The 23,866-nt window shown below is 69.6% G+C and carries 20 protein-coding genes and 2 pseudogenes; 7 read left to right on the forward strand and 15 right to left on the reverse strand.

Annotated elements, in window-relative coordinates:
* Positions 1-154: 154 nt before the first annotated feature.
* A complete protein-coding gene (locus QQM72_RS32475; protein WP_314224403.1) occupies positions 155-1,201 on the forward strand; it encodes a rhamnogalacturonan acetylesterase in 1,047 nt (348 codons plus the stop codon).
* 90 nt (positions 1,202-1,291) lie between these two features.
* Positions 1,292-3,043 (forward strand): DUF2264 domain-containing protein, encoded by a 1,752-nt coding sequence (locus tag QQM72_RS32480; RefSeq protein ID WP_314224404.1) that lies wholly within the window; start codon positions 1,292-1,294, stop codon positions 3,041-3,043.
* On the opposite strand, the gene QQM72_RS32485 is transcribed toward QQM72_RS32480, so the two are convergent.
* Complete coding sequence (locus QQM72_RS32485; RefSeq protein WP_314224405.1) at positions 2,988-4,373, reverse strand: hypothetical protein; 1,386 nt, start codon at positions 4,371-4,373, stop codon at positions 2,988-2,990. The genes QQM72_RS32480 and QQM72_RS32485 overlap by 56 nt on opposite strands.
* 211 nt (positions 4,374-4,584) lie before the next feature.
* Between QQM72_RS32485 and QQM72_RS32490 the strand changes: the two genes are divergently transcribed.
* Positions 4,585-4,956, forward strand: coding sequence for a VOC family protein (locus QQM72_RS32490; protein ID WP_314224406.1), 372 nt, complete (start codon positions 4,585-4,587; stop codon positions 4,954-4,956).
* Positions 4,957-5,217: 261 nt separating this feature from the next.
* On the opposite strand, the gene QQM72_RS32495 is transcribed toward QQM72_RS32490, so the two are convergent.
* A complete protein-coding gene (locus tag QQM72_RS32495; RefSeq protein ID WP_314224407.1) occupies positions 5,218-5,598 on the reverse strand; it encodes an antibiotic biosynthesis monooxygenase family protein in 381 nt (126 codons plus the stop codon).
* A gap of 265 nt (positions 5,599-5,863) precedes the next feature.
* Here QQM72_RS32495 and QQM72_RS32500 point away from each other — a divergent pair, with 265 nt between their 5' ends.
* Complete coding sequence (locus tag QQM72_RS32500) at positions 5,864-6,700, forward strand: isocitrate lyase/PEP mutase family protein (RefSeq protein WP_314224430.1); 837 nt, start codon at positions 5,864-5,866, stop codon at positions 6,698-6,700.
* 5 nt (positions 6,701-6,705) lie between these two features.
* Here QQM72_RS32500 and QQM72_RS32505 read toward each other — a convergent pair whose 3' ends face one another.
* Positions 6,706-7,311 carry a TetR/AcrR family transcriptional regulator gene (locus QQM72_RS32505; RefSeq protein WP_314224408.1) on the reverse strand — a complete coding sequence of 202 codons (606 nt, stop codon included), beginning with the start codon at positions 7,309-7,311 and terminating at the stop codon, positions 6,706-6,708.
* Between the two features lie 482 nt (positions 7,312-7,793).
* Here QQM72_RS32505 and QQM72_RS32510 point away from each other — a divergent pair.
* Positions 7,794-8,012, forward strand: a pseudogene (locus QQM72_RS32510) (antibiotic acetyltransferase); the annotation flags it as partial.
* Between the two features lie 18 nt (positions 8,013-8,030).
* Here the strand turns inward: QQM72_RS32510 and QQM72_RS32515 are convergent.
* From QQM72_RS32515 to QQM72_RS32570, 12 genes and pseudogenes are all read right to left on the reverse strand, one after another.
* Positions 8,031-9,359 carry a jacalin-like lectin gene (locus tag QQM72_RS32515; RefSeq protein WP_314224409.1) on the reverse strand — a complete coding sequence of 443 codons (1,329 nt, stop codon included), beginning with the start codon at positions 9,357-9,359 and terminating at the stop codon, positions 8,031-8,033.
* 202 nt (positions 9,360-9,561) lie between these two features.
* The gene (locus QQM72_RS32520; protein ID WP_314224410.1) at positions 9,562-10,209 is read right to left on the reverse strand and encodes a hypothetical protein; all 648 of its coding nucleotides are present in this window, start codon (positions 10,207-10,209) and stop codon (positions 9,562-9,564) included.
* A complete protein-coding gene (locus QQM72_RS32525) occupies positions 10,206-11,012 on the reverse strand; it encodes an ABC transporter permease (protein ID WP_314224411.1) in 807 nt (268 codons plus the stop codon). The genes QQM72_RS32520 and QQM72_RS32525 overlap by 4 nt, the downstream gene beginning before the upstream one ends.
* On the reverse strand, positions 11,012-11,815 hold the full coding sequence (locus QQM72_RS32530) for an ABC transporter permease (protein WP_314224412.1): 804 nt from the start codon (positions 11,813-11,815) through the stop codon (positions 11,012-11,014). Before QQM72_RS32530 ends, QQM72_RS32525 begins: the two co-directional genes overlap by 1 nt.
* Positions 11,815-12,810, reverse strand: a complete 996-nt coding sequence (locus tag QQM72_RS32535) for an ABC transporter ATP-binding protein (RefSeq protein ID WP_314224413.1) — start codon at positions 12,808-12,810, stop codon at positions 11,815-11,817. Before QQM72_RS32535 ends, QQM72_RS32530 begins: the two co-directional genes overlap by 1 nt.
* Positions 12,811-13,000: 190 nt before the next feature.
* A pseudogene (locus QQM72_RS32540) lies at positions 13,001-13,273 on the reverse strand (hypothetical protein); the annotation flags it as partial.
* A 12-nt stretch (positions 13,274-13,285) separates the two neighbouring features.
* Entirely contained in the window at positions 13,286-14,182 is an 897-nt protein-coding gene (locus QQM72_RS32545; protein WP_314224414.1) for a carbohydrate ABC transporter permease, read from the reverse strand.
* On the reverse strand, positions 14,179-15,144 hold the full coding sequence (locus QQM72_RS32550; RefSeq protein WP_314224415.1) for a carbohydrate ABC transporter permease: 966 nt from the start codon (positions 15,142-15,144) through the stop codon (positions 14,179-14,181). Before QQM72_RS32550 ends, QQM72_RS32545 begins: the two co-directional genes overlap by 4 nt.
* Before the next feature lie 20 nt (positions 15,145-15,164).
* Complete coding sequence (locus QQM72_RS32555; RefSeq protein WP_314224431.1) at positions 15,165-16,421, reverse strand: ABC transporter substrate-binding protein; 1,257 nt, start codon at positions 16,419-16,421, stop codon at positions 15,165-15,167.
* A gap of 291 nt (positions 16,422-16,712) precedes the next feature.
* On the reverse strand, positions 16,713-16,901 hold the full coding sequence (locus QQM72_RS32560; RefSeq protein ID WP_314224416.1) for a hypothetical protein: 189 nt from the start codon (positions 16,899-16,901) through the stop codon (positions 16,713-16,715).
* A 270-nt stretch (positions 16,902-17,171) separates the two neighbouring features.
* The gene (locus QQM72_RS32565) at positions 17,172-18,425 is read right to left on the reverse strand and encodes an ROK family transcriptional regulator (RefSeq protein ID WP_314224417.1); all 1,254 of its coding nucleotides are present in this window, start codon (positions 18,423-18,425) and stop codon (positions 17,172-17,174) included.
* A 149-nt stretch (positions 18,426-18,574) separates the two neighbouring features.
* Complete coding sequence (locus tag QQM72_RS32570; RefSeq protein WP_314224418.1) at positions 18,575-19,819, reverse strand: FAD-binding protein; 1,245 nt, start codon at positions 19,817-19,819, stop codon at positions 18,575-18,577.
* A gap of 149 nt (positions 19,820-19,968) precedes the next feature.
* Here QQM72_RS32570 and QQM72_RS32575 point away from each other — a divergent pair, with 149 nt between their 5' ends.
* On the forward strand, positions 19,969-21,288 hold the full coding sequence (locus tag QQM72_RS32575) for a radical SAM protein (protein WP_314224419.1): 1,320 nt from the start codon (positions 19,969-19,971) through the stop codon (positions 21,286-21,288).
* Positions 21,289-21,629: 341 nt separating this feature from the next.
* Positions 21,630-23,126 carry a cellulose-binding domain-containing protein gene (locus QQM72_RS32580; RefSeq protein ID WP_314224420.1) on the forward strand — a complete coding sequence of 499 codons (1,497 nt, stop codon included), beginning with the start codon at positions 21,630-21,632 and terminating at the stop codon, positions 23,124-23,126.
* Positions 23,127-23,866 lie beyond the last annotated feature (740 nt).

A 23,866-nucleotide genomic window follows, 5' to 3' on the forward strand; every position in this document is an offset into this window, starting at 1 on the left:
CCTGAGAGAGTGACAGTTGAATCGATTTCGCGAAAGGGCTTTCGCTTGCTGGAGGTTGGCAATCCCGTGAAATCGGTCCCAGGTCTAGAAAGCGCTTGCCAGAGGCGGTACGGTCCAGCCGCCAGCCCCTGTTGCCGTGACGGAGGAGCCGCAAGTGAGACGTTTCAACATTGCCGTGCTGGCGGCGCTGACCCTGACCGCAGGTCTGACCGCGGTACCCGCCGCTCACGCGCACGGCGGTCGCGCACCCCTCGGCATCGACAACTGCACCGCAACCGCGTGCCACTTCGACGTCCCGCCCGGCACCTACGACGTCGAAGTCGTCCTCGGTGGCGACGACGAGTCGAGTACCGCCATCAGCGGTGAGACCCGGCGCGCCCTGCTCCCCGAGGTCGCCGCTCCCGCCGGCGAACGGCTGGTCCGCAGCTTCACCGTGGACGTCCGAACCCCCGAAGGCGAACCGACGGGTGCGGCCGGAACCGCCGGCCTCGACCTGGCGGTAGGCGGCTCGGCGCCGGCCCTGGCCGACATCAGGGTCACCCGCGCGCGGCACGCACGGCAGGTCTTCCTCGTCGGTGACTCCACTGTCTGCGACCAGCCGGGAGACCCGTACACCGGGTGGGGCCAGCAGTTGCCGCAGTATCTGCGCAGGGGCGTCTCGGTCGCCAACTATGCCGATTCCGGGGAGAGTACGGTCACCTATCTGGGGAACCCGCTGCTCTGGGCGACGGTTCAGCCGCTGATCCGCCCCGGCGACCTCGTCCTGGTCCAACTCGCCCACAACGACAAGACGACCGACGAGGCCACCTACCGGGCGAATCTCGAGACACTGGTCGCGGGAGTGAGGGAGAAGGGCGGTCGGCCGGTCCTGGTGACCCCCATCGTGCGCCGGTGGTTCAATGCCGACGGCACGCTGAACAACGCAACCGCGCTGCTCGTCAACGGACTTGGCGTCGACCACCCGGCGGTGATCCGCTCGGTCGCCGCCACCTTGGAGGTTCCGCTGATCGATCTCACCGCCAAGACCAAGGCGCTGGTGGAGTCCCTGGGCGTCGAGGACTCCAAGGCGCTCTACCTCTACAACGAGAAACGCGACAACACGCACACCTCCGTGCACGGAGCAACGGTCTACGCGGGCCTGGTCCGCGACGAACTCGTCGCCCAGCATCTGGTGCCCAGGGGCACCGTGCGGGTGGGATGAACGCCTGGGGGCGCCCCGACCGGAACCGGGACGCCCCCAGGTCCTGGCACCTCCAGGCTCCGCACCGGCCGCGAAGGAAAGAAACAGCAGATGCACCTGCCCCCGCCCGACCTCGCCCGAAGCCCCCGGACCGGCTACACCCGCGCCCACTGGGAGGCCGCCGCCGACGCGCTGCTCGCCGCGGTAGAGCCGTACGCCACCGAGGATCGCGCTCTCTACCACTTTCCCGGCGACCGGGAGAGCTGGTCGGGCCACCTCTCCGACGGCCTGGAAGGGTACGCCCGCACGCTGCTGCTGGCGGCCTTCCGTCGTGACGAGACGGCCCTGGAGCGTTACGCAACCGGTCTCGCGGCCGGTGTCAGCGGCGTCTGGCCCCGCATCGAGGACCGCGGTCAGCCCCTCGTCGAGGCCGCGTCGATCGCCCTCGCGCTGCGACTGACCCGTCCGCTCCTCTGGGACCGCCTCGACGACGGTGTCCGACAGCGCGCCGCGGCCTGGCTCACAGGCGCGCTGACCGCCGAGGCCTGGCCCTGCAACTGGGAGTTGTTCCCGGTGACGGTGGGCGGATTCCTGGAGTCCGTCGGCCATGAGCCGGAGGCCTCCCGCAAGGCGATCGACCGCGGGTTGGAACGCATCGAGCAGTGGTACGTCGCCGACGGCTGGTACAGCGACGGCCCCGGCCGTGCCTTCGACTACTACAACGGCTGGGCGATGCACCTCTACCCGGTCCTGCACGCCTGGCTGGCCGAAGACCCCGAACTGCTCACCCTCTACGGCGGCCGGCTCGGCACGCATCTCGACGACTACGCGCGCCTGTTCGGTGGTGACGGTGCCCCCCTGCACCAGGGCCGTTCCCTCACCTACCGCTTCGCCACCACCGCCCCCCTGTGGCTGGGCGCCCTGACCGGCCACACCCCGCTCGCCGCCGGCGAGACCCGGCGCCTGGCCTCGGGCGCGCTGAAGTACTTCCTGGAACGCGGTGCGGTCGACGAACACGGTCTGCTGACGCTCGGCTGGCACGGCCCCGACGAGTCCGTCCTCCAGGGCTACTCGGGACCGGCCTCCCCCTACTGGGCGAGCAAGGGTTTCCTCGGGCTGTTGCTTCCACCGGAACACGAGGTGTGGACGGCGACGGAGGAGCCGGGGCCGGTGGAACGGGAGAATGCGGTTACCCCCGTTGCTGCTCCCAACTGGCTTATCCAGTCCACGAGTTCGGACGGGCTGGTCCGCCTGCACAACCACGGCAGTGAGGACGTCCGCTACGACCCGTACTACACGAGGTTCGCGTATTCCACGGTCACCCGGCCGCTGGACGCGCCACCGGACAACGTCGTCACGGTCGGCGGCGACCCGCGTCGCGAGGGCATCGTCCCGCTCGGAGTGGGAGAGGACTGGGCGGCCTCCCGGTACGTGCTGAGCTCCGGGGCCGAAGTCACCAGCCTGGTGGTGGCCGAGGGCGCGGTGGAGGTGCGGGCCCACCTGGTGGCCGGCGCGGAGCCGGGAACGGAAGTGCACCTCACGGGTTGGACGCCGGTGGAAGGCGGGGACGAGCGGGCCGAGCTGGTGCCCGCGCACGGGCTGGCGGGCACGTCCCCCCTGTCGGGTGTGCTGGGCGAAGGCCCTGCGACTCTCTTCGTCGCGCTGGCCCGCCTCACGGCCGAGCCCGACCCCCTGCCCCTGCGGGAACTGGTGTCCGTGGAGGTGCAGAGGGTGGATGCCGACAGCGATCACGGCGCGTACGACCTGAGTGTCCGCCGGCCGACGGGTTCGGAGCGCCATTTCCGGTTCACGGCTTCAGACGCGCGATCCGCAACGTCGTCGTGGTCGGTGAAGCCCCGGTGAGCGGCTTTGCGTAGGACGGTGTCACGGGGGCGTACGCCCAGGTCAGCGTCCCGTCCTTGAGGACCGCGAGGTCACCGGCGATGCGGGTGCTCACCACCTTGTCCGGGCTCTGGAACTTGCCGTTCCAGTCGACGAGACGCAGGTGGGTGCCCGTGAAGGTGCCGGTGCAGGTACCGGCGGCGCACTTGGCGCCCTTCAGGGACTCCCAGGAGACGAGGAGGCGGTCCTTGCCGTAGGGGGCGACATGGACGTTGACGTTCTCCGTGCCGACGGCGCTGGTGAGGTAGACGGCCTTGCCCGGACCGGAGCTGCGGTTCTTCATGAAGGCCAGCGCGACCTGATGGGTGCCCGTCCTCGGTTTCACGGTCCAGCCGCGGCCGCTGGCGTCGTCCGGGTTCTTCTTGGCCGAGACGGCGCCGCGGGACGCGAAGGCGGTTGCGTAACGGCCGGTGGAGGACTTCACGAGGTCGCCGGTACGGCTGGGGAAGGTGCCGCCGCAGTATCCGGCCCAGCACTGCTCGCGCTGTACCACGGGGGCGGTGTCCGGAGCGCCGATGCCGGTCGAGACGAACAGCCCCGAGCGCCAGTCGTCGAAGCACAGGGAGGTGAAGGAGCCGGTCGTCTCGGCGTGCAGGGCGATGCCCTCGTTGTGGCTGCACCCCCAGCTCCAGCCTCCGGTGAGCCTCGCCCCCTTGGCACTCAGGTACGCCATCTTGTCCCCGTAGTGCCCGTCGGCGAAGCCGCCGGCTCCGTGCACGACGAAGTAGGCGCCGTACTTCGTGCCGTTCCAGGTAAGTTGCCCGTCGAGCAGCGGTGCGGTGTCGTGGGAAGCGGTTCCGGTGAGTTTCGTGAGGAAGGTCCGCTTGCCACTCGTGTAGCGGACGATCGCGGCCGCCGTCTCCTTCCACTTGTTCGTGTCGGCGACTCGAGTGAGCAGTGCGAAACCATCGTTGTGGGCGACCATGCCGCCCACCTCCTTGGCGCCCTTGACGACCGTGTCGGCGCCCGAGCGTTTCCCGGCGGCGGTGAGCGGGGTGACGTGGACGCCGTCCGCCGCCGGCCAGGCGACGCGGAGCGTGCCGTTCGGCGCCACCGCGGTCGTCGTCCGCGTCCACTCCCTGGTGTTGTTGTAACCGGCCGACAGGTAGGGGAACTTGGCGGCGAGCGTGACGGCGGTGGTGGTGGGGGAGAGGTTCGGGGAGGTCGTCGCAGCCCCGGCGGTGCCCCACCAGGCGCCGGCGAGCACCCCGGCAGCCGCGAGGGCACCGATCGCGGGCTTGCGAGCCGCGCGCATACGGCGGTGGCGCGTCGTGCGTCGTGCAGTTGTCATGGCCGGTGGTCGCCGCTGCGCAGGAAAAGGTTGCCGTGCCGGGTGGGCAGGGATGGAACTGGCGTGGCGAACGTGGCGGATGTGACCAGGGTGAGACCGGAAGGGGGCCGGCCCGGTGGACGTGGCTCGGTCGGCGCGCCGCAACGAGTGCGTGCCGGCGAAGGGGGAATCTCCGTTGCCCTGCGGGAACGGAGTGCAGAAGAATCCGGGTATGACTTCTGCACTCCGTCACGTGACCATCGACAGTTCCGATGCCTACGCCCTGGGCAGCTTCTGGTCCGAGGTGTTCGGCCAGCCTCTTCACGAGGACGACAAGCCGGGCGACGAGGAGGCGTTGATCGAGGGCGCGGGCATGCTCTTCGTCACCGTCCCGGAGGCCAAGAGCGGGAAGAACCGCATCCATTTCGATCTCCAGCCGCAGGACCGCACCCGCGAGGAGGAGGTCGAGCGTCTGCTCGCACTCGGCGCCACACTGGTCGACGACCGCCGTCGGCCCGACGGTACGGGGTGGGCGGTCCTCGCGGACCCGGAGGGCAACGAGTTCTGCGTGGAGCGCAGCGCGGCAGAGAGGGCCGCAGGCTGAGGCGGCGCGGCCGCAGGGCACGAAGACGGACGGCTGGTAGCCAGTAGCACGTCAGAAGAAAGTTGTCCTGTGGGCGGCCGGCGACGACGCGCCCCACATCCTGCGCCGGGGACACCGCCGCCGGATGTGGGCCTTCGGCACTGGTTGATCCAGGTCATCGCACCAGGCGCTTGACCTCGTTGTCATCGATCTCGGGGACGCCTACCCGTTCCGCTCCCCAAAACCGCCTGGCAGAGCGGTCGCCGAGGTGGCTTCGGCTGGTCAGCCTGCCGCCGGGCCTTGTGGGGCCTGTGCCCGGACGAACCCCTGGCTCCGCTCCACTTTCGCCACATGCAGTGTGTAGCTCTGGTACCACTCGGCTTGCCCGCGCTTTTGCGCCGCACGGTGCTCGGCGTTGCACCGCCACTCCGTGAGGGCGTCGGCGTCGCGGAAGTATCCGACGGTGATGGACAGCCCTCCGGGCGTCTGTGCGTGGTCCATCCCCAGGAACCCAGGGACGTCCTTCACCAGGTCCTCCATGCGCGCGTTGGTCTCGCTGTAGCCGCTCTGTTCCTGGGTGCGCACCGTAGTGAAGACAGCCACGTAGTAGGGGGGTTCATAGGCCTCGACAGGCGTGACAGGCGCTTCCGAGTGATTGCTCATGGCGCCACCGTAGGGCGGGATGAGCCCGACGATCCAGCGTCTTTCCCGAGCGGGACAGTAGAGGGAGCGGGCCTTCGGAAGGAACAGTCTGGGATCGGGTGGGCGTTGTCTGATGCGGCGCCAGCTGCCGGGCAGGGGGCCGGTGGAGAAGGAAAATCCGCCGGAAACGGTTCGCTGGGAAAGTTGCAGGAAACAGCCCGACGGAAGCAGATCAGCAGGAACGGTTCGGCGGCGGCCGAAAGGACGCGCCCCTAGCGTGGACCGCATGCGTGCATTCAGGGCGACTTACAACTCCTTCGCCGACCTTCACCACGCCGATACCCCCTTGCTCCTGCCCAACGCCTGGGACCAGGCCACCGCGATGGCCATGGCGCGAAAGGGTTTCCGGGCGATCGGCACGACGAGTCTCGCGGTGGCGGCGGCGGTGGGGCTGCCGGACGGAGCCTCGGCTACTCGTGACGAGACTCTACGGCTCGCGTTGATTCTGGGTTCGCAACCGTTCTTCCTCTCGGTCGACGCGGAAAGCGGTTTCAGCGAAGATCCGGACGAGGTGGGGGAGTTCGCCCGTCAGCTGGTGGCGGTGGGAGCCGTCGGCATCAACCTGGAGGATGCCCTGGGGCCGGTCGACCGGCATGCGGCGAAGATCGCCGCGGTCAAGGCCGCCGCGCCCGGCCTCTTCGTCAACGCCCGTACGGACACGTACTGGCTCGGCGAGCGGGGCGAGGGTGGGAAACACGGGAAACACGGGGAACGCGGGGAACGCGGCGGAGCCGAAACGCTGTCCCGCCTCGATGCCTACCAACAGGCGGGGGCGGACGGGGTCTTCGTCCCGGGGTTGACCGATGCGGGCGAGATCGCCGCGCTCGTCGCACGACTGGACGTCCCCCTCAACATCCTGTACTCGCCGACCGGGCCCACGGTCCCCCAACTCGGCGACCTGGGGGTGAGCCGTGTCAGCCTCGGCTCGTTCCTGTACCGGCGAGCGATGGGTGCGGCGCTCGAAGCCCTCGACGAGATCCGGGAAGGGCACAGGCCGGCTGGCCGTACGCCGGCGTACGAGGACATACGGAGAATGGGCGCTGACGCAGCAAGCCATTGCTGAGGGCGTCAGCTACCGGCGTCGCCGCTGTCGCTCTCTCGCGGCCAGTGGATCAGGGCCATGTGCAGGGCGTCGATCGCCTTGTCCCATGACCGCCGCACGTCCCGGGGCGCGGCGAAGCCGCCGGTGGCCTCCAGCGTGCAGTACCCGTGGAAGGTGCTGCGCAGCAGGCGGACGGCGTCGGTGAGGTCAGGTTCGTCGAGGCCGTAGGCGCGGAGCATCCCGTAGGTGATCTCGACGGTCCGGCGCGGAGCGGGGGACCCGGCGGCCAGTTCCCGGTCGATCTCCTGGTCGATCCGGATCTGGGTGGCGGCATATCGGCCCGGGTGCCGGAGGGCGTACTCCCGATACGCCCCCGCGAAGGCGACCAGCGCCTCCTTGCCTGCGAGCCCCACGACGGCCACGGCGATCCGGTCGATCATCTCGCCGCCGACCAGCAGCGCGAGCCTGGTCCGTAGCTCCCGGAGGTTCCTGACGTGCGAGTACAAGCTCGCGTCCTTGACGCCGAACCGTCGGGCCAGCGCCGAAATGGTGACGTTGTCGAAACCGACCTCATCGGCCAGCTCCGCGGCGGCTTCGACGAGGCGGTCGGTGGTGAGGCCGACTCGTGGCATGGGAACCGCCTTGCGTGCGCTCGGACCTGGAAGTATCAGGCAGGATCCTAAGGGTCTCCCAGGTGGGACGGCGGACGGTGGGTGGAGCCGCTGCCCCGGGGCCGGGCCCAGGGCCGCCGGGCCCTGAGCCCTGGAACCGCTCCGCAACCGTTTTCCCGCCCCGACCCAGCTCATCTTGCCGGGTCCGGGTCCGGGTCCGGGGCCGAGGGGCGCGCGGGCCGGGGCGTCAGGGCCCGCCCCGGCGCACGGATCCCGCCGACGCCGCTCAGCACCCGCTCCGCCCACCCAAGAAATGACGGGCACGGAACGGCACGCACTGGGAACATGATCGGCACACGGCACACGGCCCCACCCAACCCCAACCCCATCCCCCCTGACCCCAACCCCAGCGCCCAACCCCAGAACCCGGTCCCAGCCCAGGAACCCGGAATCGGCGCCCAGCCCCGAGTCGTCGGCCCCCGAGCGCCATGAGGACGCATCGCATGCCCGTGCCCGCCGACCCCACCGCCTTGCACCCCATGCCCGAGCAGCCGCGGGTCGTACTGCTCAGGGCGCTGGTGAAGTCCGCGCTGATCGAGATCGGGGAGTACACGTACTACGACGATCCCGACGACGCCACCGCGTTCGAGACGCGCAACGTGCTCTACCACTACGGTCCGGAGAAACTGGTGGGCGGACGCGGACGCGGACGCGGACAGGGACACGGACACGGACGCGGATCAGCTGATCGGCGCGTACAGTACGCCCAGCTTGTCCACCTCGTCGCCCCCGCGGCCCGTGAACCCGACGATCTGCCAGCCGGACGGGGCAGTGAAGGTGGTGGCGTCGGTCGTCGCCGTGCCGGAGGACAGCGTGCGGCTCTTGTCGGTCGTGAAGGCCGCCGAGAAGATCCTGGTACGGCCGTCCTTCTGGCCCTGCGTCAGCTTCACCGAGGTGAGGTGTTCGCCCGTCGCCAGCGTCAGTGATGTCGCCGTGCCGCCCGTGCCGCCGTGGGTGAGGGTCGTACCGCCGTCGTGGGTCAGTGCCACCGCGTCGAGGCGGGCTCCACCCCGCAGGGTCAGCGTGCGCGGGGCCGGGGTGGCCGGCAGGTCGTCAGCGTCGTTGAACGCGGTACCGTGCGGGCCGCCGAGGAAGTCACTGGCACGCAGTGTCGAGTTGAGGGTGTAGGAGAAGTCGACCGTGTGCGGGAAGTGGTCCGACAGGTTGCCGCCGGCGGAGTCCAGGAACGATGCCCACTCGTTGTCGTAACGGGTTGCGTTCAGGCTCAGGAGCTTGCTGCCCCGGTAGAAGACCTTGTCCACGACCTCACAGTCGTTGGCCGGCGCGGTCGTCGGGCAGAGCAGTGCGTCCGTGCCCTGGGTGGGCCGCGTGCCGCCCTTCACCCGCTGTACCCACGCGTCCGTCAGACCGTTCTCGTCGGCGAGGAGGCGGATGTTGTCGCCGGCGCGGGTGTAGCGCGTGTTGGTGTCGCCCATCACGAGCACCGCGTTGCCGGACGAGTTCGCCTGGATGAAGTCCGACAGCTGCTCGATGTTGGCGCGCCGGGCGGCCAGCGCGTCGTCCGAGTCGTCCGCGTTGGTGTGCACGTTGTAGAGGTCCACGAAGACGCCCTCGGCCAACCGGACCCGGGACAGCGTAAAACCCTTGGGGGTGAGGCAGTTGGTCCCCGTGCAGTTGTTCCAGCGCACCCGCTCGAAGTCTTCGAAGGCGTAGTCCGACAGCGTGTTGAGGCCGTCGCCTATGGCTGCTCCGCCACTGGTCGCGGTGCGGTACGGGTGGTTGTCACCCGCGTAGAGCGCCGCGTGGTAGTTGAAGTCCTCCTGGACGTTGACGATGTCATAGGCGGCCAACCGCGGTGAGATCAAAGGGGTGTTGGTCGCCGGGTGGCCGGAACTGAGGCCCTCGGGCAGGCCCGCGACGTTGTACGTCAGGACGTTGAAGGTGCCGGACGTGGCGGCGGTGGTCGCCTGGGCGGGGGCTGCGGCGGTCGCGGTGAGACCGGTCAGGGCCAGAACGCCGGCCGCCAGGGTGCCGATGAGTCGTCTCATGTGGGGGTGTCTCCGGTGGGGGAAGAGCGGCGAAGGAGCTGAACAAAGCTCAGATTGAGGCCGTCCGGAGTGACGCACAAGGGTTGTTGAGGAAACAGTGAGTGCGGAGGAGAAAACGCTTACCCTCGCTGGTTCTGCTTGTTCTGCTTGTTCTGCTTGCTCCTTCTTTGATCTCTTTGTATTGCTTGCGGCGCTCCCTCCGTTACCGGCACGACTCCTCCAGCTTTCCGACCGGCGCCTGTACGTGTCCCGGCTCCCCCTCGTCGATTCGGCCCGCGCATCTCCACACCACCTGCCCGTCCTGCTGACCCGGGTGCATCCCGAGCCGGTGCTCGGCGCAGACCGGCCACACCTGCCACAGGCACTCCAGCACCGTGTCCTGCGCGGCCTCGGCGACAGCAGCGAGCGCGGGGCCGGGTCCGGCACCCGCGTGCGGGGGCAGGTCGTTGCCGTGCCAGCGGCCGTCGGGCAGGGCGACGTACACATGCTCGGACGCATGCTCTTCGTCGGCCGACTCCTTCGGCCAGGCGGGCAGCGCGACCAGACACAGCGGGCCGCGGTCCGGTAGAAGGGTGCTCAGGTCGTGGTTGACGAGAGCCAGCGCCTCTTCCCATACCGGGTACTCGCCGGGCTCGACCGTACGCAGGCGGGGTGCGCCGAAGGAGTCGTACATGAGCCCATCCTGTATCAGGCACCGCCTCGACGGAATCTCGACGGTGCGGGCGTCGCTCCTCAGGGTGCGGGCAGCAGGGCGCGGGATGCGGACCTCCGACTCGGTGATCGACACCTCCGGGCCGAGGGTGCTCCAGCCGTGCGGAGGCCCAGCCCGCACCCGGCGGTATCCAGTCATCCGTTCACCCCCGTGTAGTGCCCCAGACTCCACCGCCACAGCAGCCGCGAGCCGAGGTACGTCAGCAGCCCCAGCAGCGGGGAGGCCCCCGCCAGCCAGTAGGGGACTGCGGTGTCGTGGCCGTGGCCGGTGAGCACGGCGGCCGGGAAGTACGCGACGAACGCGAGGGGCAGGCCGTACGTCAGGAGGCCGCCCACCGCCCTGGGCAGCACGTTGAGCGGGTAGCTGCCGAACGTGCCGAGGAGTTCCTCCAGCCAGCGGCCCCAGTAGTCGGCCGTCGGGAAACGCAGAGCGGCGGAGGCGACCGCCGTGAACAGGGCGGCCTCCAGCAGCATGCCGCCGAGCACGGCCGCCACCAGGTAGGAGATCCGGCCCGCCGTCCAGTCGAGGTGGCTGCGGCCGAGCGCCGCCGCCATCAGCCCCGCGGCGACGGTCAGATCACCGATGGCGTTGGTGGGGAACACGCGCAGCTGGACCTGGAGATGCACCGGCAGGGGCCGCACCAGGCAGACGTCGATCTGTCCTTCCTGGATGAAGTAACCGATTCCGTGCATGCGGCCCAGGAAGAGCACGAACAGACCGTGGGCGAGCATCCGGGTCGCCGGGATGAGCAGCACGTCCGAGCTGTCCCAGCCGCCCATCCCGCTGAAGCGGGTCAGCAGCACGGTCGCGAACACGATGACCGAGACCTGCCAGACGGCGCCGATCGCGACCATCATCAGGAACTCGGAGCGGTATTCCAGCTGAGCGCGGAAGTTGAGACGGGTGATGCGCCACGCGAGACGCACGGCTTTCAAGGGCATCAGCCTCCTTGGGAGATGACCCGCCGGGCGGCGAGTCGCCACACCAGCCGGGTGAACAGGGCCAGCACCGCCACCCAGGCGGCCTGTACCAGCAGCGCGGGGGCGGCGTCCGACACCGGGATGCGACCGACGTAGAGCGACAGCGGAACGCTCAGCGTGGCCTGGAACGGCAGGAAACCGCTCAGCGTGACGAACCAGTCGGGGAAGAACCACAGCGGCGCGTACACCCCCGACAGCAGGTTCTGCGCGAAGATCAGGATGAGCATCGCCGCGTTGTTGCGCAGGGTGAAGAAACACAGCTGGTCGATGGCCAGCATGACGTAGTACAGGATCCACTGGCCGAGCAGGAGGCTCAGCGCGAACACCGCCGCCACGGCGGCCGACCCGGGCGGCTCCACCACCCCGGCGGCGAGGCAGACGACGTAGCCCGTCAACGCCCATGCCAGGCCGTACAGTTGCTCGCCCAGTGCACGCAGGGCGTAGTAGCGCTGAGGCGACAACGGGCGCAGGTACCAGTAGACGATGGTGCCGAAGTGCATGTGCTGGATCACGGTGTCCCGGGCCGCGTACTGGTCCAACTCCCGCAGCCGGGAGGCCAGTACGGCCAGCACGGCGTAGGTGACCGCCTGGTCTCGGGTCATTCCCGCGGTGGTTCCCGTCTGGGCGTACAGGCCGTGCCACAGCGACGCCACCAGTACCACCTGGACGGCCAGTCGCAGCAGGGCGGCCGTCATCCGGGGCGGGGTGTGCAACTCGCCGAGCGGGGTCACCCGGGCCGTGCGCCAGGCGCTCAGGACCGCCATCAAGCGTCCCCGGCCTGCACGTACGCGGCCCGCATGACGTCCTCCAACTCGGCCTCGTCGAGGGCGATGTCGGTGACCTCGTACCGTTCGATGACCGACTTCAGCGCCTGGTGCACCGTCGGCGCGCCGGGTCCGTCCGGTCCGAACACCACGCGGGATCCGTCGCGTCGCAGCACCGCGATTCCCGGCAGGGCCACGACCTCGGCGTGCGGGTCGGCGAGGGTGGCCCGCACCTGCCAGGTCGAGCCGAACGTGCGACGGATCTCGTCGAGGGTGCCGTCCAGGACCAGTCGTCCGTGGTTGATCAGCACCACGCGCTCGGCGAGCCGTTCGACCTCCGTCATGTCGTGCGTGGTCAACAGGACCGTCCGGCCGCGCTGTTCGACCTGGTGGCGCAGGAACTCGCGGACCTGTTCCTTCACCACCACGTCCATCCCGATCGTCGGCTCGTCCAGGAAGACGACGGGTGGGTCGTGCAGCAGCGCCGCCGCGAGGTCGCAGCGCACGCGCTGGCCGAGGGAGAGGTGGCGCACGCGGGTGTCCCAGAAGGAGGACAGGTCGAGAAGGGCGTCGAACTCCTTCAGCCGGGTGGCATGTTCGGCCTTCGGTACCTCGTAGATGTCCCGCAGGATGGCGAACGACTCGCGCACCGGCAGGTCCCACCACAGCTGGGTGCGCTGCCCGAACACGGCGCCGATGTTGCGGGCGTTTCGCTCCCGTTCCCGGTACGGCACCACGCCGGCGACGCGTGCCTCGCCGGAGGTCGGGGTGAGGATGCCGGTGAGCATCTTGATGGTGGTGGACTTGCCGGCGCCGTTCGGGCCGAGCAGGGCGAGAAGTTCGCCGGCGGCCACATCGAAGGTGATGTCGCAGACGGCGTGCTTGGCGACCCGTTCCGGGTTGACCAGGGAGCGCAGTCCGCCGGCGAGGCCGGGCCGGCGGACGGTGGTGTGGAAGGTGCGGGAGAGATCGCGTACCTCGATGCTGCCGATCACCAGTTCAACCTCCAGTGAAGCGCGGCCGGCCGGCTGGGGGAGCCGGCCTGTCGCGGGAGACGTCATCACCGTGTCGGAATGTCGATCAAACGGTCAATCAATTAATCGATCTCCGAGAACACGAAGGAGAACGCGACGGGTTCGGCGTTCAGGAAGTACCGCGGGAGCGGGCCCGGGCCGCACGACTGGGATGGTTGGTGTAGAGGGGCGAGCCGAAGGCTCCGTCGTCCTGGAGGACCCATTGGCCCGGCACCGCGACCTCGGCCCAGCCTTCGGCGTCGTAACCGTCTTCGGCGAACGAGTCGTCCTCGGCGTCGGCGGTCGCCGACACGCGCAGACGCCAACGTCCGTTCAGCGCGGGTGACTTCGCGTCCGAGGAGGCGTACCGGGCGCGGGGCGGAAGGGCCCCGCTGCCCGGCGAGACGTTTTCGACGTAGCCGACGGCCGTGGCGCGCAAGGACATCGGTCTCCTGGGTCAGCCCTTGATGCCGGTCTGCGCGATCCCCTGGACCAGCCAGCGCTGGAGGAAGAGGAACACGAACACCAGGGGCAGGATGGAGAAGGCGGTGGCCATGAAGATCAGATGGAAGACGACGGTCTGGTTGGTCATGTAGTTGGAGAGAGCGACCTGGACGGTCCACGAACTCGGGTCCTGGCCGATGACCAGCGGCCACAGGAAGGAGTTCCAGCCGTTGATGAAGGTGATGGTCGCCATCGCCGCGAAGAAGTTCAGCGAGTTGGGCACCACGATGCGCCAGTACGCACCCCAGTAGCCCAGTCCGTCCACCCGCGCCGCCTCCTCCAGTTCCTTGGGGAACCCCAGGAAGTACTGCCGGAACAGGAAACACGTGAAACCGCTGAACAGGCCCGGAATGATGAGACCCCGGTAGGTGTCCACCCAGCCGAGCGACGACACCAGGACGAAGCTCGGGACGAAGGTGACCGCCGTCGGGACCATCAGGGTGCCCAGGACGGCGTAGAAGACCTTGTTGGCGTGCCGGTAGGGGATGCGGGCGAGACCGTAGCCCGCGAGCGAGCACACCAGCAGGACACCGGCGGTGTGCAGGGTGGCCACGACCGCGGAGTTCCACAGGGACTGGCCGAACGGCACCGTCTCGTCGGTGAACAGTTCGCTGATGTTGCCCCACTGGAGGTCCGTGGGGAAGAACTTCCAGTTCTCTCCGGTGATGTCGGCGTCGGTGGAGAGGGCGTTGCGGATCAGCAGGTAGAACGGGACCAGGAAGAAGAAGCCGGCGATCCCGGTGGCGATGTAGAGGCCGGTGGAGCTCATCACGCCGCGGCCACGACTGTCGCGGCGGGGCCTGTCCTGCGGCGGCGCGGATTCCCGTGCCTCGGGCAACGTGGTGGTCACTTGGACTCCTCACCCCTTCCGAAGCCCAGGAACTTGCCCTGGAGCAGGGTCACGGCACAGATCAGCACGGTCAGGATGACCGCGCCCGCGCTGCCGGCGCCGTAGTCCTGGCTCTCGCCCAGGGCCTTGTAGTACAGCTCGACGAGGGGCGGACGACCCCACGTGGTCTTCGACAGCAGGTTGTAGAACTCGTCGAAGGCCTGGTACGCGGCGATGAGCAGCAGCAGGATCACCGCGGTGGAGGTGGCGCGCAGCTGGGGCAGGGTGATGTACCGGAAGGTCTGCCAGCCCGGCTTGGCGCCGTCGATGGCGGCGGCCTCGTACAGCTCGCCCGGGATGTTCTGCAGCGCGGCCAGGAACAGGATCATGTAGAAGCCGGACTGCAGCCACAGCCGTGCCGAGACGATGACGAGCCAGTACCAGGGCGGGTTGGGGTCGACCAGCCAGGCGATGTTCTCGATCCCGAACCAGCCGAGGACCGTGTTCATCATGCCGAAGCGGACCCCGCTGAAGATGGACATCTTCCAGATCAGCGAGGCGGCCACGTAACTGCACGCGGTCGGCAGGAAGAAGACCGAACGGAAGAACGCCCGCATGAAGCGCAGCCGGTTCACCAGCAGGGCGAGGCCCAGGGAGAGCGCCCAGGTGGTGGGCACGATGAACGCGGCGAAGGCGGTGAAGGTGCCGAGCGAGCCGACGAAGTCGTCGTTCGTCAGCATGTACGTGTAGTTCTCGAAGCCGACGAACTTGTCGGGCGTGACGGTGAAGCGGGCCTCGAAGAAGCTGAGCCAGAGGCTCCAGAGGATCGGCGCGTAGACGAAGACCGCCAGGCCGATGAGGAACGGCGCCGTGAAGAGCCAGAAGTTGAAGGTGGGGCTGCCCCGCAGAGCCCGCCGCGGCCTGGCCGGTGAGGCCTTCGCCGCGGCGGGGCGCGCGAGGTCGCGCGTCTTGGTCGTCGACATGTCGTGTTCCGTCCCGCGGCCTATCCGAACAGCTTCTTGAGTTCGCGGTTGACGGCCGTGTCGGCCTTGTCGAGCGCGGCCTCCGGGTCCATGTCCTTGCGGACGCTGTTGGCGAAGACGTCCTCGAGCGAGGTGCGCATGGCCTGCGTCCAGCCGATGTTGTCGAAGTGGCCGAACTCGTTGAAGAGCCGCACGCCTTCGGCGGCGTTGCCCGACTTCAGCTTGGTGGCCGTCTGCGCGATCGAGGTGCGCGGCGGGATGTGGAAGCCGAAGGACGTGGCCCACTCCTCCTGGTACTTCTTCTGGTCGATCCACAGCCACTTGACGTACTCCTTGGCCGCTTCGACGTTCTCGCCCTTGGCGTTGACGAACATCGACCAACCGCCGTTGTAGACCGACTGCTTGCCAGAGTCGACGGTCTTGGGGAAGGGGAAGACACCCCAGTCGTCGCCGAGCGCCTGCTGGATCGCCGGCATCGCCCACATGCCACAGAACTGGATGGCACACAGGCCCTGGTTGAGCGAGGAGGGGTCCCAGGAGGCGGTCGGTGCACCGAGGAGGAGGTCGCCGCTGGTGAACAGCTTGCGCATCTTCTTGATGCCTTCGATGACGCCGGGGGTGTGGTAGGCGATCTCGTTCTTCGCGTTGAGGTGATCCGCGCCGGCCGACCAGATCATCGTGTCGATGACGCTGTGCAGGTCGTCGCCCATGTACAGGCCCTTGACCTTGCCGGTGGTGAGCTTGGCGGCTGCCTCCGCCAGCTCGTCGAGGGTGGTCGGCACCTCGACCTTGGCCTTCTCCAGCATCGACTTGCGGTAGAAGAAGAACTGCGGGTCGTCGATCATACGGACGCCGTAGATCTTGCCTTCCACCGTGTGCGACTTGATGTCGGCCGGGTTGAAGTCGTCCTTGACGGGCGTGACGATGTCGGTCAGGTCCGCCACCTGACCGCTCTTGATCAGCTGGATCTGCGGGTGGAACTCGAAGAGGTCGGGCGCGTTCTTGGTGAGCAGGGTCGCGAAGAGCTTGCTCTCGAAGTCGGCACTGGTGATCCACTGCGTGGTCACGTCGGCCTTGTCGTAGGCCTTCGCGTACTTCTTGATGGCCTGCTCGGTGCCCTGCTCGCCGTACGCGTGGAAGTACTGCGTGAGGCCGACGCCCGAACCGGATCCGCCACCGCGGCCGTTGTTGCCGCCGCAGGCGGCGAGCGTGCCGGCGGCGGCCATGCCCGCGGCGGCTCGGAAGAGGGACCTGCGGGACCAGTTGCTGTTGCTCATTGCCGACATGGCGACGTCCTTGTCTCGAAGTGCGGCTACGGCTCTGTGGCTCGGCGCAGGTGGCTCAATTCCTGTCGCGGAGCGGGACGTTAACCTTCGGCTAAGCCTTCGGCAAGGGGTTGGACGAAGTCTGTTCGAAGCGTTGTGATCGGTTCGGCATGGCGAACGAGAGCGGCCGCTGCAAAGGGTGTGACCTGGCGGCCGCAGGGGTAACGCGGGTGCGTGGCAGGGAGGTTGAGGGCCGCCGGTGTCAGGGCCGGCGGCCCTCGGTCAGTGGGGTGCTCCCGGCGGCTATCGCCTGGTCGCGGCCCTGTCGGCCTCGCGGGTGCGGCCGTGCGGGATCACTTTCGAGCCGTCGACGACCGCCCGGCCGCGGACGCCGGAGTGCTCTCCGTTCGTCCGGTCGGCGCGCTGTCCGCCGGCGGTCGGCAACCGGCGCAGGAGGCCGTCACCGGCGGGCACGACGGTCGCTTCGGCCACCGGCCGGTGGCCGTGTGGTGGCGCCCCGGACGCCTGCTGCGCGTCGTACGACAGGTCTGCCGCTCGCTGCCGCTCGAACGGGGATGCCGGCGCCGCCGGCCGCGTCGGCGGGCAGCGGATTACGAGAACGCTTTCCGGCAAGTGCTCCGTCACGGCAGGCGAATCGCCGGGTTTCTCGGAGTTTCCTCGGGCAGAGGGCGTGCGCCGTTGTCGGTGCGCGTAACACTGCATCCCTTCCGTCGTCGTGAAGGTGGTGCGGTTCCGCATGGTTCATGCGGGTGGTGCGGTACGGCTCCGCGCACCTGCGAAAACGGTGCGCTTGGCGTTTCTCTGACCCACCGACTGCAACGCCCCTTCGAGCGCGAACGTCGCCGCGCCCAGACAGGCCGGGTCGGTGGGGATGGGGGAGAGGACGATCCGGCTGGCGGCCAGCGGCCGTTTCAGCGCGTGCCGGGCGACCGCCTCCCGCACCTCGTCGAGGAGGGGTTCGCCGAGCCGCGCGGCGACCCAGCTGCTCAGGACGACCACCTCGGGGTTGAGCACGTTGACCAGGTTGGCGATGCCCGCGCCGAGGTAGCGGGCGGTGTCGCGGACGACCTTGACGGCGACCGGGTCGTTCGCGGCGACCCCGGCGGCCAGGGCGTCGATGGTGGCGGTCTGGTCGTCGGGATGCAACAGCGGGCTCCGCGGGCTGAGTTCACGCAGGTTCTGCATGATGCCGGGCGCGCCGACGTACGTCTCCACACAGCCGTGATTGCCGCAGCGGCACAGCCGCCCGTCGAGCACGAGCGTGGTGTGCCCCCACTCGCCGGCGCTGTTGCTGACGCCCCGGTGCAGCCCGCCGCCGAGAACGAGACCGGCCCCGACGCCCGTGCCCAGGTTGACCACGACGGCGTCCCCGTGCCCGCGGGCCGCCCCGAACCACAGCTCGGCGACCGCGCCCGCCCGCAGCGGGTTGTCCAAGTACAGGGGATACGCGATGTGTTCGGAGAGCAGGTCGAGCAACGGCACATCGTGCCAGTCCCAGTTGGGCGCGTACTCGGAGATGCCGGTGGCCCGGTCCACCTGCCCCGGCACGCTCACCCCGACGCCGAGCACCCGGGCGGCCTCGACCCCGGCCTGCGCGACCACCGAACCGGCGGCCGCGGCGACATGGCCGACCACCTGCTCGGGGCGGCTCTCGCCGGGCCGCATGTTCTCCTCGGCCCGCGCCAGCACGTTCAGCGCGAGGTCGAAGAGCTCGACATGGACGTAGGTCTCCGCGATGTCCACGCCGATCAACGCGCCCCCCGACGCGTTGACGGCCACGAGGCCCCGCGGGCGGCCACCCGCCGAGTCCTCGAACCCGACCTCGGTGATCATGCGCAGGTCGAGCAGTTCGCCGACGAGGGTGGCGACGGTGGCGAGCGAGAGACCGGTGGCGGCCGCGAGCTCCTGCCGGGAGGTGGGCGAGGCGGCGATGATCTGACGCAGCACCTCGTAGCGGTTCGCGGTGCGGATGTCCCGTGATGTGCCGCGCTTCATGCAGCGTGCCCCCTCATCCCTTCCGTGCCTTTCCGTGGCGGGCGGGCCCGCACTGCGACGGCACCGGCGCCGCGCCAGGCTATGGGCTGCCGAACCGTTCGACAAGGGGTTAGGAAAGGGGCTTTATAAAGTCGCCCGGAGTCGCGCGCTCAGCCTGCCAGGACGTCCCGCACGAAGGCGTTGGTGAACTTCCCGGCCGGATCCAGCACACGTGCGAGGGCCGTGAAGTCGTCGATCCGGGGATACCGTCCGCGCACCACGGCGGCCGGCACCTCGAACACCTTGCCCCAGTGCGGCCGCGGCTCGAAGGGCTCCAGCGCGGCTTCCACCGCCCGCACCACCGGGAGCACGGCCGCCGTGTCCTCGACCCAGGTGAAGTGCAGAGCCACGGTGTCCCGCCCGTAGGAGGGACTCAGCCACTGTTCGTCGGCGGCCACCGTACGGACCTCGCAGACCTGGAGCACGGGGGCGACCGTCTGCCGGATACCGTCGATCGCATACAGCGCCTCGAGCGCATGCCGGCGCGCCAGCAGATACTCGCTCTGCAGCTCGTTCCCGCTGCTCGGGGTGAACTCCGCCCGGAAGTGCGGCAGCCGCTCGTGCCACGGCCCCGGCACCCCGAACTGCTCGGTGCAGTTGACCGCCGGCATCCCCGGTACCGGATGCAGCGCCTCCACGGCGGGCGTGGCCCACGGGAAGTCGGTGAGCGGTTCGTCCGTGCGCCGTTTCAGCCACACCTGCCGGAAGCCGGGCGCGTCCCAGTCGGTGAACAGGCTGACGCTGTACGCGGCCCCCGCGATCGTCTCGAAGTCCAGCCCGTCCAGAGGCAGTTCGGTGAACGTGCGCTGCTCGACCTCATAGCCGGGCTGCAGGTCGAGGACGAGCGCGGTGACCACCCCGAGCGCGCCCAGCGAGGTGACGGCCCCACCGAACCGCCGGTCGCCGCGTCCGATGACGACGGTGGAGCCGTCGGCGGTGACGATCTCCACCTCGCGGACGGCCGAGGCGAGCGAGCCGTTGCCGACCCCCGAACCGTGGGTGCCGGTGGCCACCGACCCGGCGACCGAGATGTGCGGCAAGGAAGCCATGTTCGGCAGCGCGAGCCCGTGCTCGTGCACGCGGCGCGCCAGCTCGGCGTACCGGACCCCGCCCGCGACCCGCACGGTCCGGGCCGCCGTGTCGACGTCGACGTCACCGGCCAGCGCGCCCAGCGACAGCAGCACCCCGTCGACGCCGGGCTCGGCGATCTCGTTGAACGAGTGCCCGCTGCCCAGCACCCGCACCCGCCCGCTCCCCGCCACCAGCGAGCGGAGCGCGTCGAGAGAGCGCGGACGGTGCAGTTCGCCGGCGGCGAAGGTGATGTTGCCGGCCCAGTTGGTAACGGTTTCGGTCATGCGACTGCTCGCCCCTCCCGAGGAGATCGAGAACCCGGAATTCCCAGGTGGAACCTACCTTGCCCGCAACACGAGGCCCCCGCCCCCACCCCGGCGCGGCCGGGGGCATACCGTGAGGAGTCGTACGCCTGAGCCGGGAGGAGAGACGGATGGACAGCCGTACCGCGCTGGTCGAGGATCTGATGGAGCGGTTTCCGCATGTTCCGCGGGAGGCCGTCTTCAAGGAGGACCTGCTGCGCGGAGGCGTGGCCTTCGACCCCTCCGCCCTCAGCGACAACGAGGGGGGCGAGGTCAAACCGAAGTCCTACTTCATCTTCTCCTTCGACCACGGCACCCTGCCCGAGCTGGGCGAGGCGGCGCTGCGCCGCCCGCCGGAGGAGATCATCCTCACGGGCGGCCCCTACGACCTGCGCCGGACGGTCGTCTCGGTCCGGGTGAATCCGTCCTCCCCGTACCGCGTCGCGGCGGACGACGAAGGTCTGCTCGGGCTCTACCTCGACGGAAAGCGCATCGCCGACGTCGGCGTGCCGCCGATGCCGGAGTACTACCGGCACAAGCTTTCCAACGGGAAGTCCGTCATGGAGGTCGCTCCGACCATCCAGTGGGGTTACCTGATCTATCTGACCGTTTTCCGCGTGTGTCAGTACTTCGGCGCCAAGGAGGAGTGCCAGTACTGCGACATCAACCACAACTGGCGCCAGCACAAGGCGGCCGGCCGGCCTTACACGGGCGTGAAGGACGTCGAGGAGGTCCTCGAGGCCCTGGAGATCATCGACCGGTACGACACCCAGAAGGCGTCCACCGCCTACACCCTCACCGGCGGCGCGATCACCAAGACCGTCGCCGGCCGGGACGAGGCCGACTTCTACGGTCACTACGCCAAGGCCATCGAGCAGCGCTTCCCGGGCCGCTGGATCGGCAAGGTCGTCGCCCAGGCGCTGCCCCGCGACGACGTGCAGCGCTTCAAGGACTACGGGGTGCAGATCTACCACCCCAACTACGAGGTGTGGGACCGCCGGCTGTTCGAGCTGTACTGCCCGGGCAAGGAGCGCTACGTGGGCCGCGACGAGTGGCACAAGCGGATCCTCGACTCGGCGGAGATCTTCGGCGCGCGCAACGTGATCCCCAACTTCGTCGCGGGGGTGGAGATGGCCGAGCCGTTCGGTTTCACCACCGTGGACGAGGCCATCGCCTCCACCACGGAGGGCCTGCGTTTCTTCATGTCGCAGGGCATCACGCCGCGCTTCACCACCTGGTGCCCGGAGCCCACCACCCCGCTGGGCAAGGCCAACCCCCAGGGTGCGCCACTGGAATACCACATCCGCCTGCTGGAGGCCTACCGCGCCACCATGGACGAGTTCGGTCTCTCCTCGCCTCCCGGCTACGGACTGCCCGGACCCGGCCGCGCGGTGTTCTCCGTCAGCTCCTTCATGGACAGCCTTCCGGCAGAGGACCCGGCGACCGTATAGTCCGCGCAACGGTCACCGGGGTCCGCGGAGCAGCCCACGGAGCACTCCGCGCGGCACCCCACGAAGCAATCCGCGAAAAAGGTTCGCGAAACCGATGTCGAAACATGGCGTCGGCAGTGAACGCAGGGCGGTCCGCGTCCGTACTGGAGGCCGGAGTACCGGGCGCGGCCGCCTTCTCGTCGTCCCGTTCAGCTGTCTGTCCTGCTGTCCTGACATGACATCTGAACAGGGCGCTTGTCAGTTGTGTTGGAAACGTGAAAAGCTCTGCCCCTGCCGCGAGGTTCCCCCCAACTCCATTGCCGTCATGGTGAGTTGACCTCGCTTGTGGATGCAGGAGACTCATGCCCGACCTGCCGACCCCGAAGGACGCCGCCGAGGCCGCGCTGTTCTCCGAGTGCTGGGACGCCGTCCTGTCGTACGCCGATCTGTGTACGTCCGGCTCGACCGCGGCGAACCAGCTGGCCCGTGAGGCGTTCGCACTCGGCATACGCGAGGCCCGCGCCGCCGAGGACGGTACCGCACGAGGTGCCGGCCGCCGCTCGTCCCGGCTGCCCCGGATCCCGCTGCTGCTGACCGCCGTACGCACCACGGCCGCCGCCTGGGAGGCCCGGGGACAGGGCCACAAACTCGACCCCGATCTGCGCCTGTGGCTCAACTCCGGCAAGGCCGCGCGCTACGTCGGACCGCCCCTGAGCCGCCCCATCGCCCTGCGCGGACTGCGTGACATGCAGGAACCGGACGCCGCTCTGCTGTGGCTTGCGGAGGTGGAGGCGCTGCCGCTGCACGCCGTCGTCCGCAGGCAGGGTCTTGACCCGACCGCCGCGGTGGAGGAACTGAACCAGGTCCGCGGACTGTTCCGGGACCGCTGCCACCGCAACCATCTCGACACGCCGATGGACGCGGAGTGCCGCAGCTACGTCCGGCTCCTGGACGCCGTCACCCGCTCGCCCGCCGCCGACACGCCCCCCGATCTCTCCCGCCACCTCGCCACCTGCGTGGAGTGCGCGGAGGCCGCCGCCTGTCTGCGGCTGCACGGGGGCGGCCTGCCCGCCGCCCTCGCCCAGGGCGTCATCGGCTGGGGCGGCCTGGCCTACCTGGAGCGCCGCCGCCGGGCCGCCGAGGTGCGCCTCGGCGCCGGCCGTCCGGACGCGCCGGACGCCGAGGGCGCGGCGGAACAGGTCGCCGCGAGCAGGGCGCGCGTGCTGCGGGGCGGCATGCTCGCCGCCGCCGTCCTGGTCTCCGTGGTGGCACTCGCCGTGTCGATGATGCCCGGCGACACCGGCGGCAGCGGCGGCGAGAACGTCGCCCAGGGCAACCCCGCGGACAGCACCCCGGTTGCCGGCCCCGGCTCCGTCCTGCCGTCCGCGGATCCCGGCACCTCCGCCGCGCCGTCCTCGTCCCGCCCGGCGGCGTCCGCGAGCGGTTCGCCCTCGGTGACGGGCGGCGACGACGCCGGGAAGCCCGACCCCGAGCCCCAGGGCACGTCCTCGGCCACCGCCGGTGCCGGGGGAGGCGAGGAGACGGCGGCCTGCGAGGTCACCTACGACCTCGTCAACCAGTGGCCCGACGGCTTCCAGGCCACCGTCACCGTCACCACCGCCGTGACGCTCGACGCCTGGCGCGTGGCCTGGTCCTTCCGCGACGGCCAGAAGGTCGACCAGATGTGGGACGCGAGCCTTGCCCAGAACGGCTCACGGGTCACCGCGACCGCCGCCGACTACAACCGGTCCGTCTCCGCGAACGGCACGCTCACCTTCGGTTTCCTCGCCTCCTGGCAGAACAAGAACAGCGCGCCGTACGCGTTCACCCTCAACGGGCAGACGTGCACGAGCTCTTGACGTACGAGAGCTGAACCGGGCGCGGCCGGAAGCGGAGCGCAGGACGGAGCGGGGGCGGGATTCCCGCCCCCGCTCCGGGTGCGTGAGAACCCTTGCGCGAAGGGCGATCCGGGGGTCTTCCCGGCGTCGGCCGCCGCCGGGAACAGCGGTGCCGCCCACGACGGGCGCTGCCGAGAGAACCCCCTCGGCAGCGGCTGCCCGGAGGGCGGGACGGCCCCGCGGACGGGACGGCCCCGCGGACGGGACGGCCCCGCGGACGGGCCGGGTCCGCGGACGGGCCGGGTCCTCTGCTGCGCTCGGCGGCCAGGTCGCGCTGCCGGACCGGGTCGGCGGGCGGGGCCGGGCGGGCGAGCCCACACGAGACCGCCGAGATCGTCGCCTTCCTCGCCGGTCCCGCAAGCGGTTACGTCACCGGCACGAGCCTCCTCGCCGATGGCGGGGAGGCAGGCATCCTGCCGGCCTGAGCAGGGGTGATCCGGGCAGGGCGCCCAGCCGCGTCGGCCACGCGCGCGTAGCGACGTCGGTGAGTGGGCCGGAAATAGGTGGCAACCGGCTTCCCGCGCCCCTATCCTGAGTGAGCTTTGGGCGGGGCCGACGGCCGCGCCGTCAGTCGTGTGAGGAACCTGAGGAACGGGAGGTGTGACCGATGACTGTCGCCGAGAAGGGTGCTGTTCGCAGCGACCAGACGTTCGTTCACTCCACCTCCGCGGTCTCCGGCTGACCACTTCTTCCGCCTCGCG

The sequence above is a fragment of the Streptomyces zaehneri genome (assembly GCF_032248645.1).
Lineage (GTDB): Bacteria > Actinomycetota > Actinomycetes > Streptomycetales > Streptomycetaceae > Streptomyces > Streptomyces coriariae.

Coding starts and splice junctions, on each gene's coding strand:
- QQM72_RS32525 (WP_314224411.1), bottom strand. CDS start 11,012: ATGCCCTTGAAAGCCGTGCGTCTCGCGTGGCGCATCACCCGTCTCAAC.
- QQM72_RS32515 (WP_314224409.1), bottom strand. CDS start 9,359: ATGAGACGACTCATCGGCACCCTGGCGGCCGGCGTTCTGGCCCTGACC.
- QQM72_RS32505 (WP_314224408.1), bottom strand. CDS start 7,311: ATGCCACGAGTCGGCCTCACCACCGACCGCCTCGTCGAAGCCGCCGCG.
- QQM72_RS32480 (WP_314224404.1), top strand. CDS start 1,292: ATGCACCTGCCCCCGCCCGACCTCGCCCGAAGCCCCCGGACCGGCTAC.
- QQM72_RS32565 (WP_314224417.1), bottom strand. CDS start 18,425: ATGAAGCGCGGCACATCACGGGACATCCGCACCGCGAACCGCTACGAG.
- QQM72_RS32555 (WP_314224431.1), bottom strand. CDS start 16,421: ATGAGCAACAGCAACTGGTCCCGCAGGTCCCTCTTCCGAGCCGCCGCG.
- QQM72_RS32520 (WP_314224410.1), bottom strand. CDS start 10,209: ATGACTGGATACCGCCGGGTGCGGGCTGGGCCTCCGCACGGCTGGAGC.
- QQM72_RS32490 (WP_314224406.1), top strand. CDS start 4,585: ATGACTTCTGCACTCCGTCACGTGACCATCGACAGTTCCGATGCCTAC.
- QQM72_RS32570 (WP_314224418.1), bottom strand. CDS start 19,819: ATGACCGAAACCGTTACCAACTGGGCCGGCAACATCACCTTCGCCGCC.
- QQM72_RS32485 (WP_314224405.1), bottom strand. CDS start 4,373: ATGACAACTGCACGACGCACGACGCGCCACCGCCGTATGCGCGCGGCT.
- QQM72_RS32500 (WP_314224430.1), top strand. CDS start 5,864: ATGCGTGCATTCAGGGCGACTTACAACTCCTTCGCCGACCTTCACCAC.
- QQM72_RS32530 (WP_314224412.1), bottom strand. CDS start 11,815: ATGGCGGTCCTGAGCGCCTGGCGCACGGCCCGGGTGACCCCGCTCGGC.
- QQM72_RS32575 (WP_314224419.1), top strand. CDS start 19,969: ATGGACAGCCGTACCGCGCTGGTCGAGGATCTGATGGAGCGGTTTCCG.
- QQM72_RS32580 (WP_314224420.1), top strand. CDS start 21,630: ATGCCCGACCTGCCGACCCCGAAGGACGCCGCCGAGGCCGCGCTGTTC.
- QQM72_RS32550 (WP_314224415.1), bottom strand. CDS start 15,144: ATGTCGACGACCAAGACGCGCGACCTCGCGCGCCCCGCCGCGGCGAAG.
- QQM72_RS32495 (WP_314224407.1), bottom strand. CDS start 5,598: ATGAGCAATCACTCGGAAGCGCCTGTCACGCCTGTCGAGGCCTATGAA.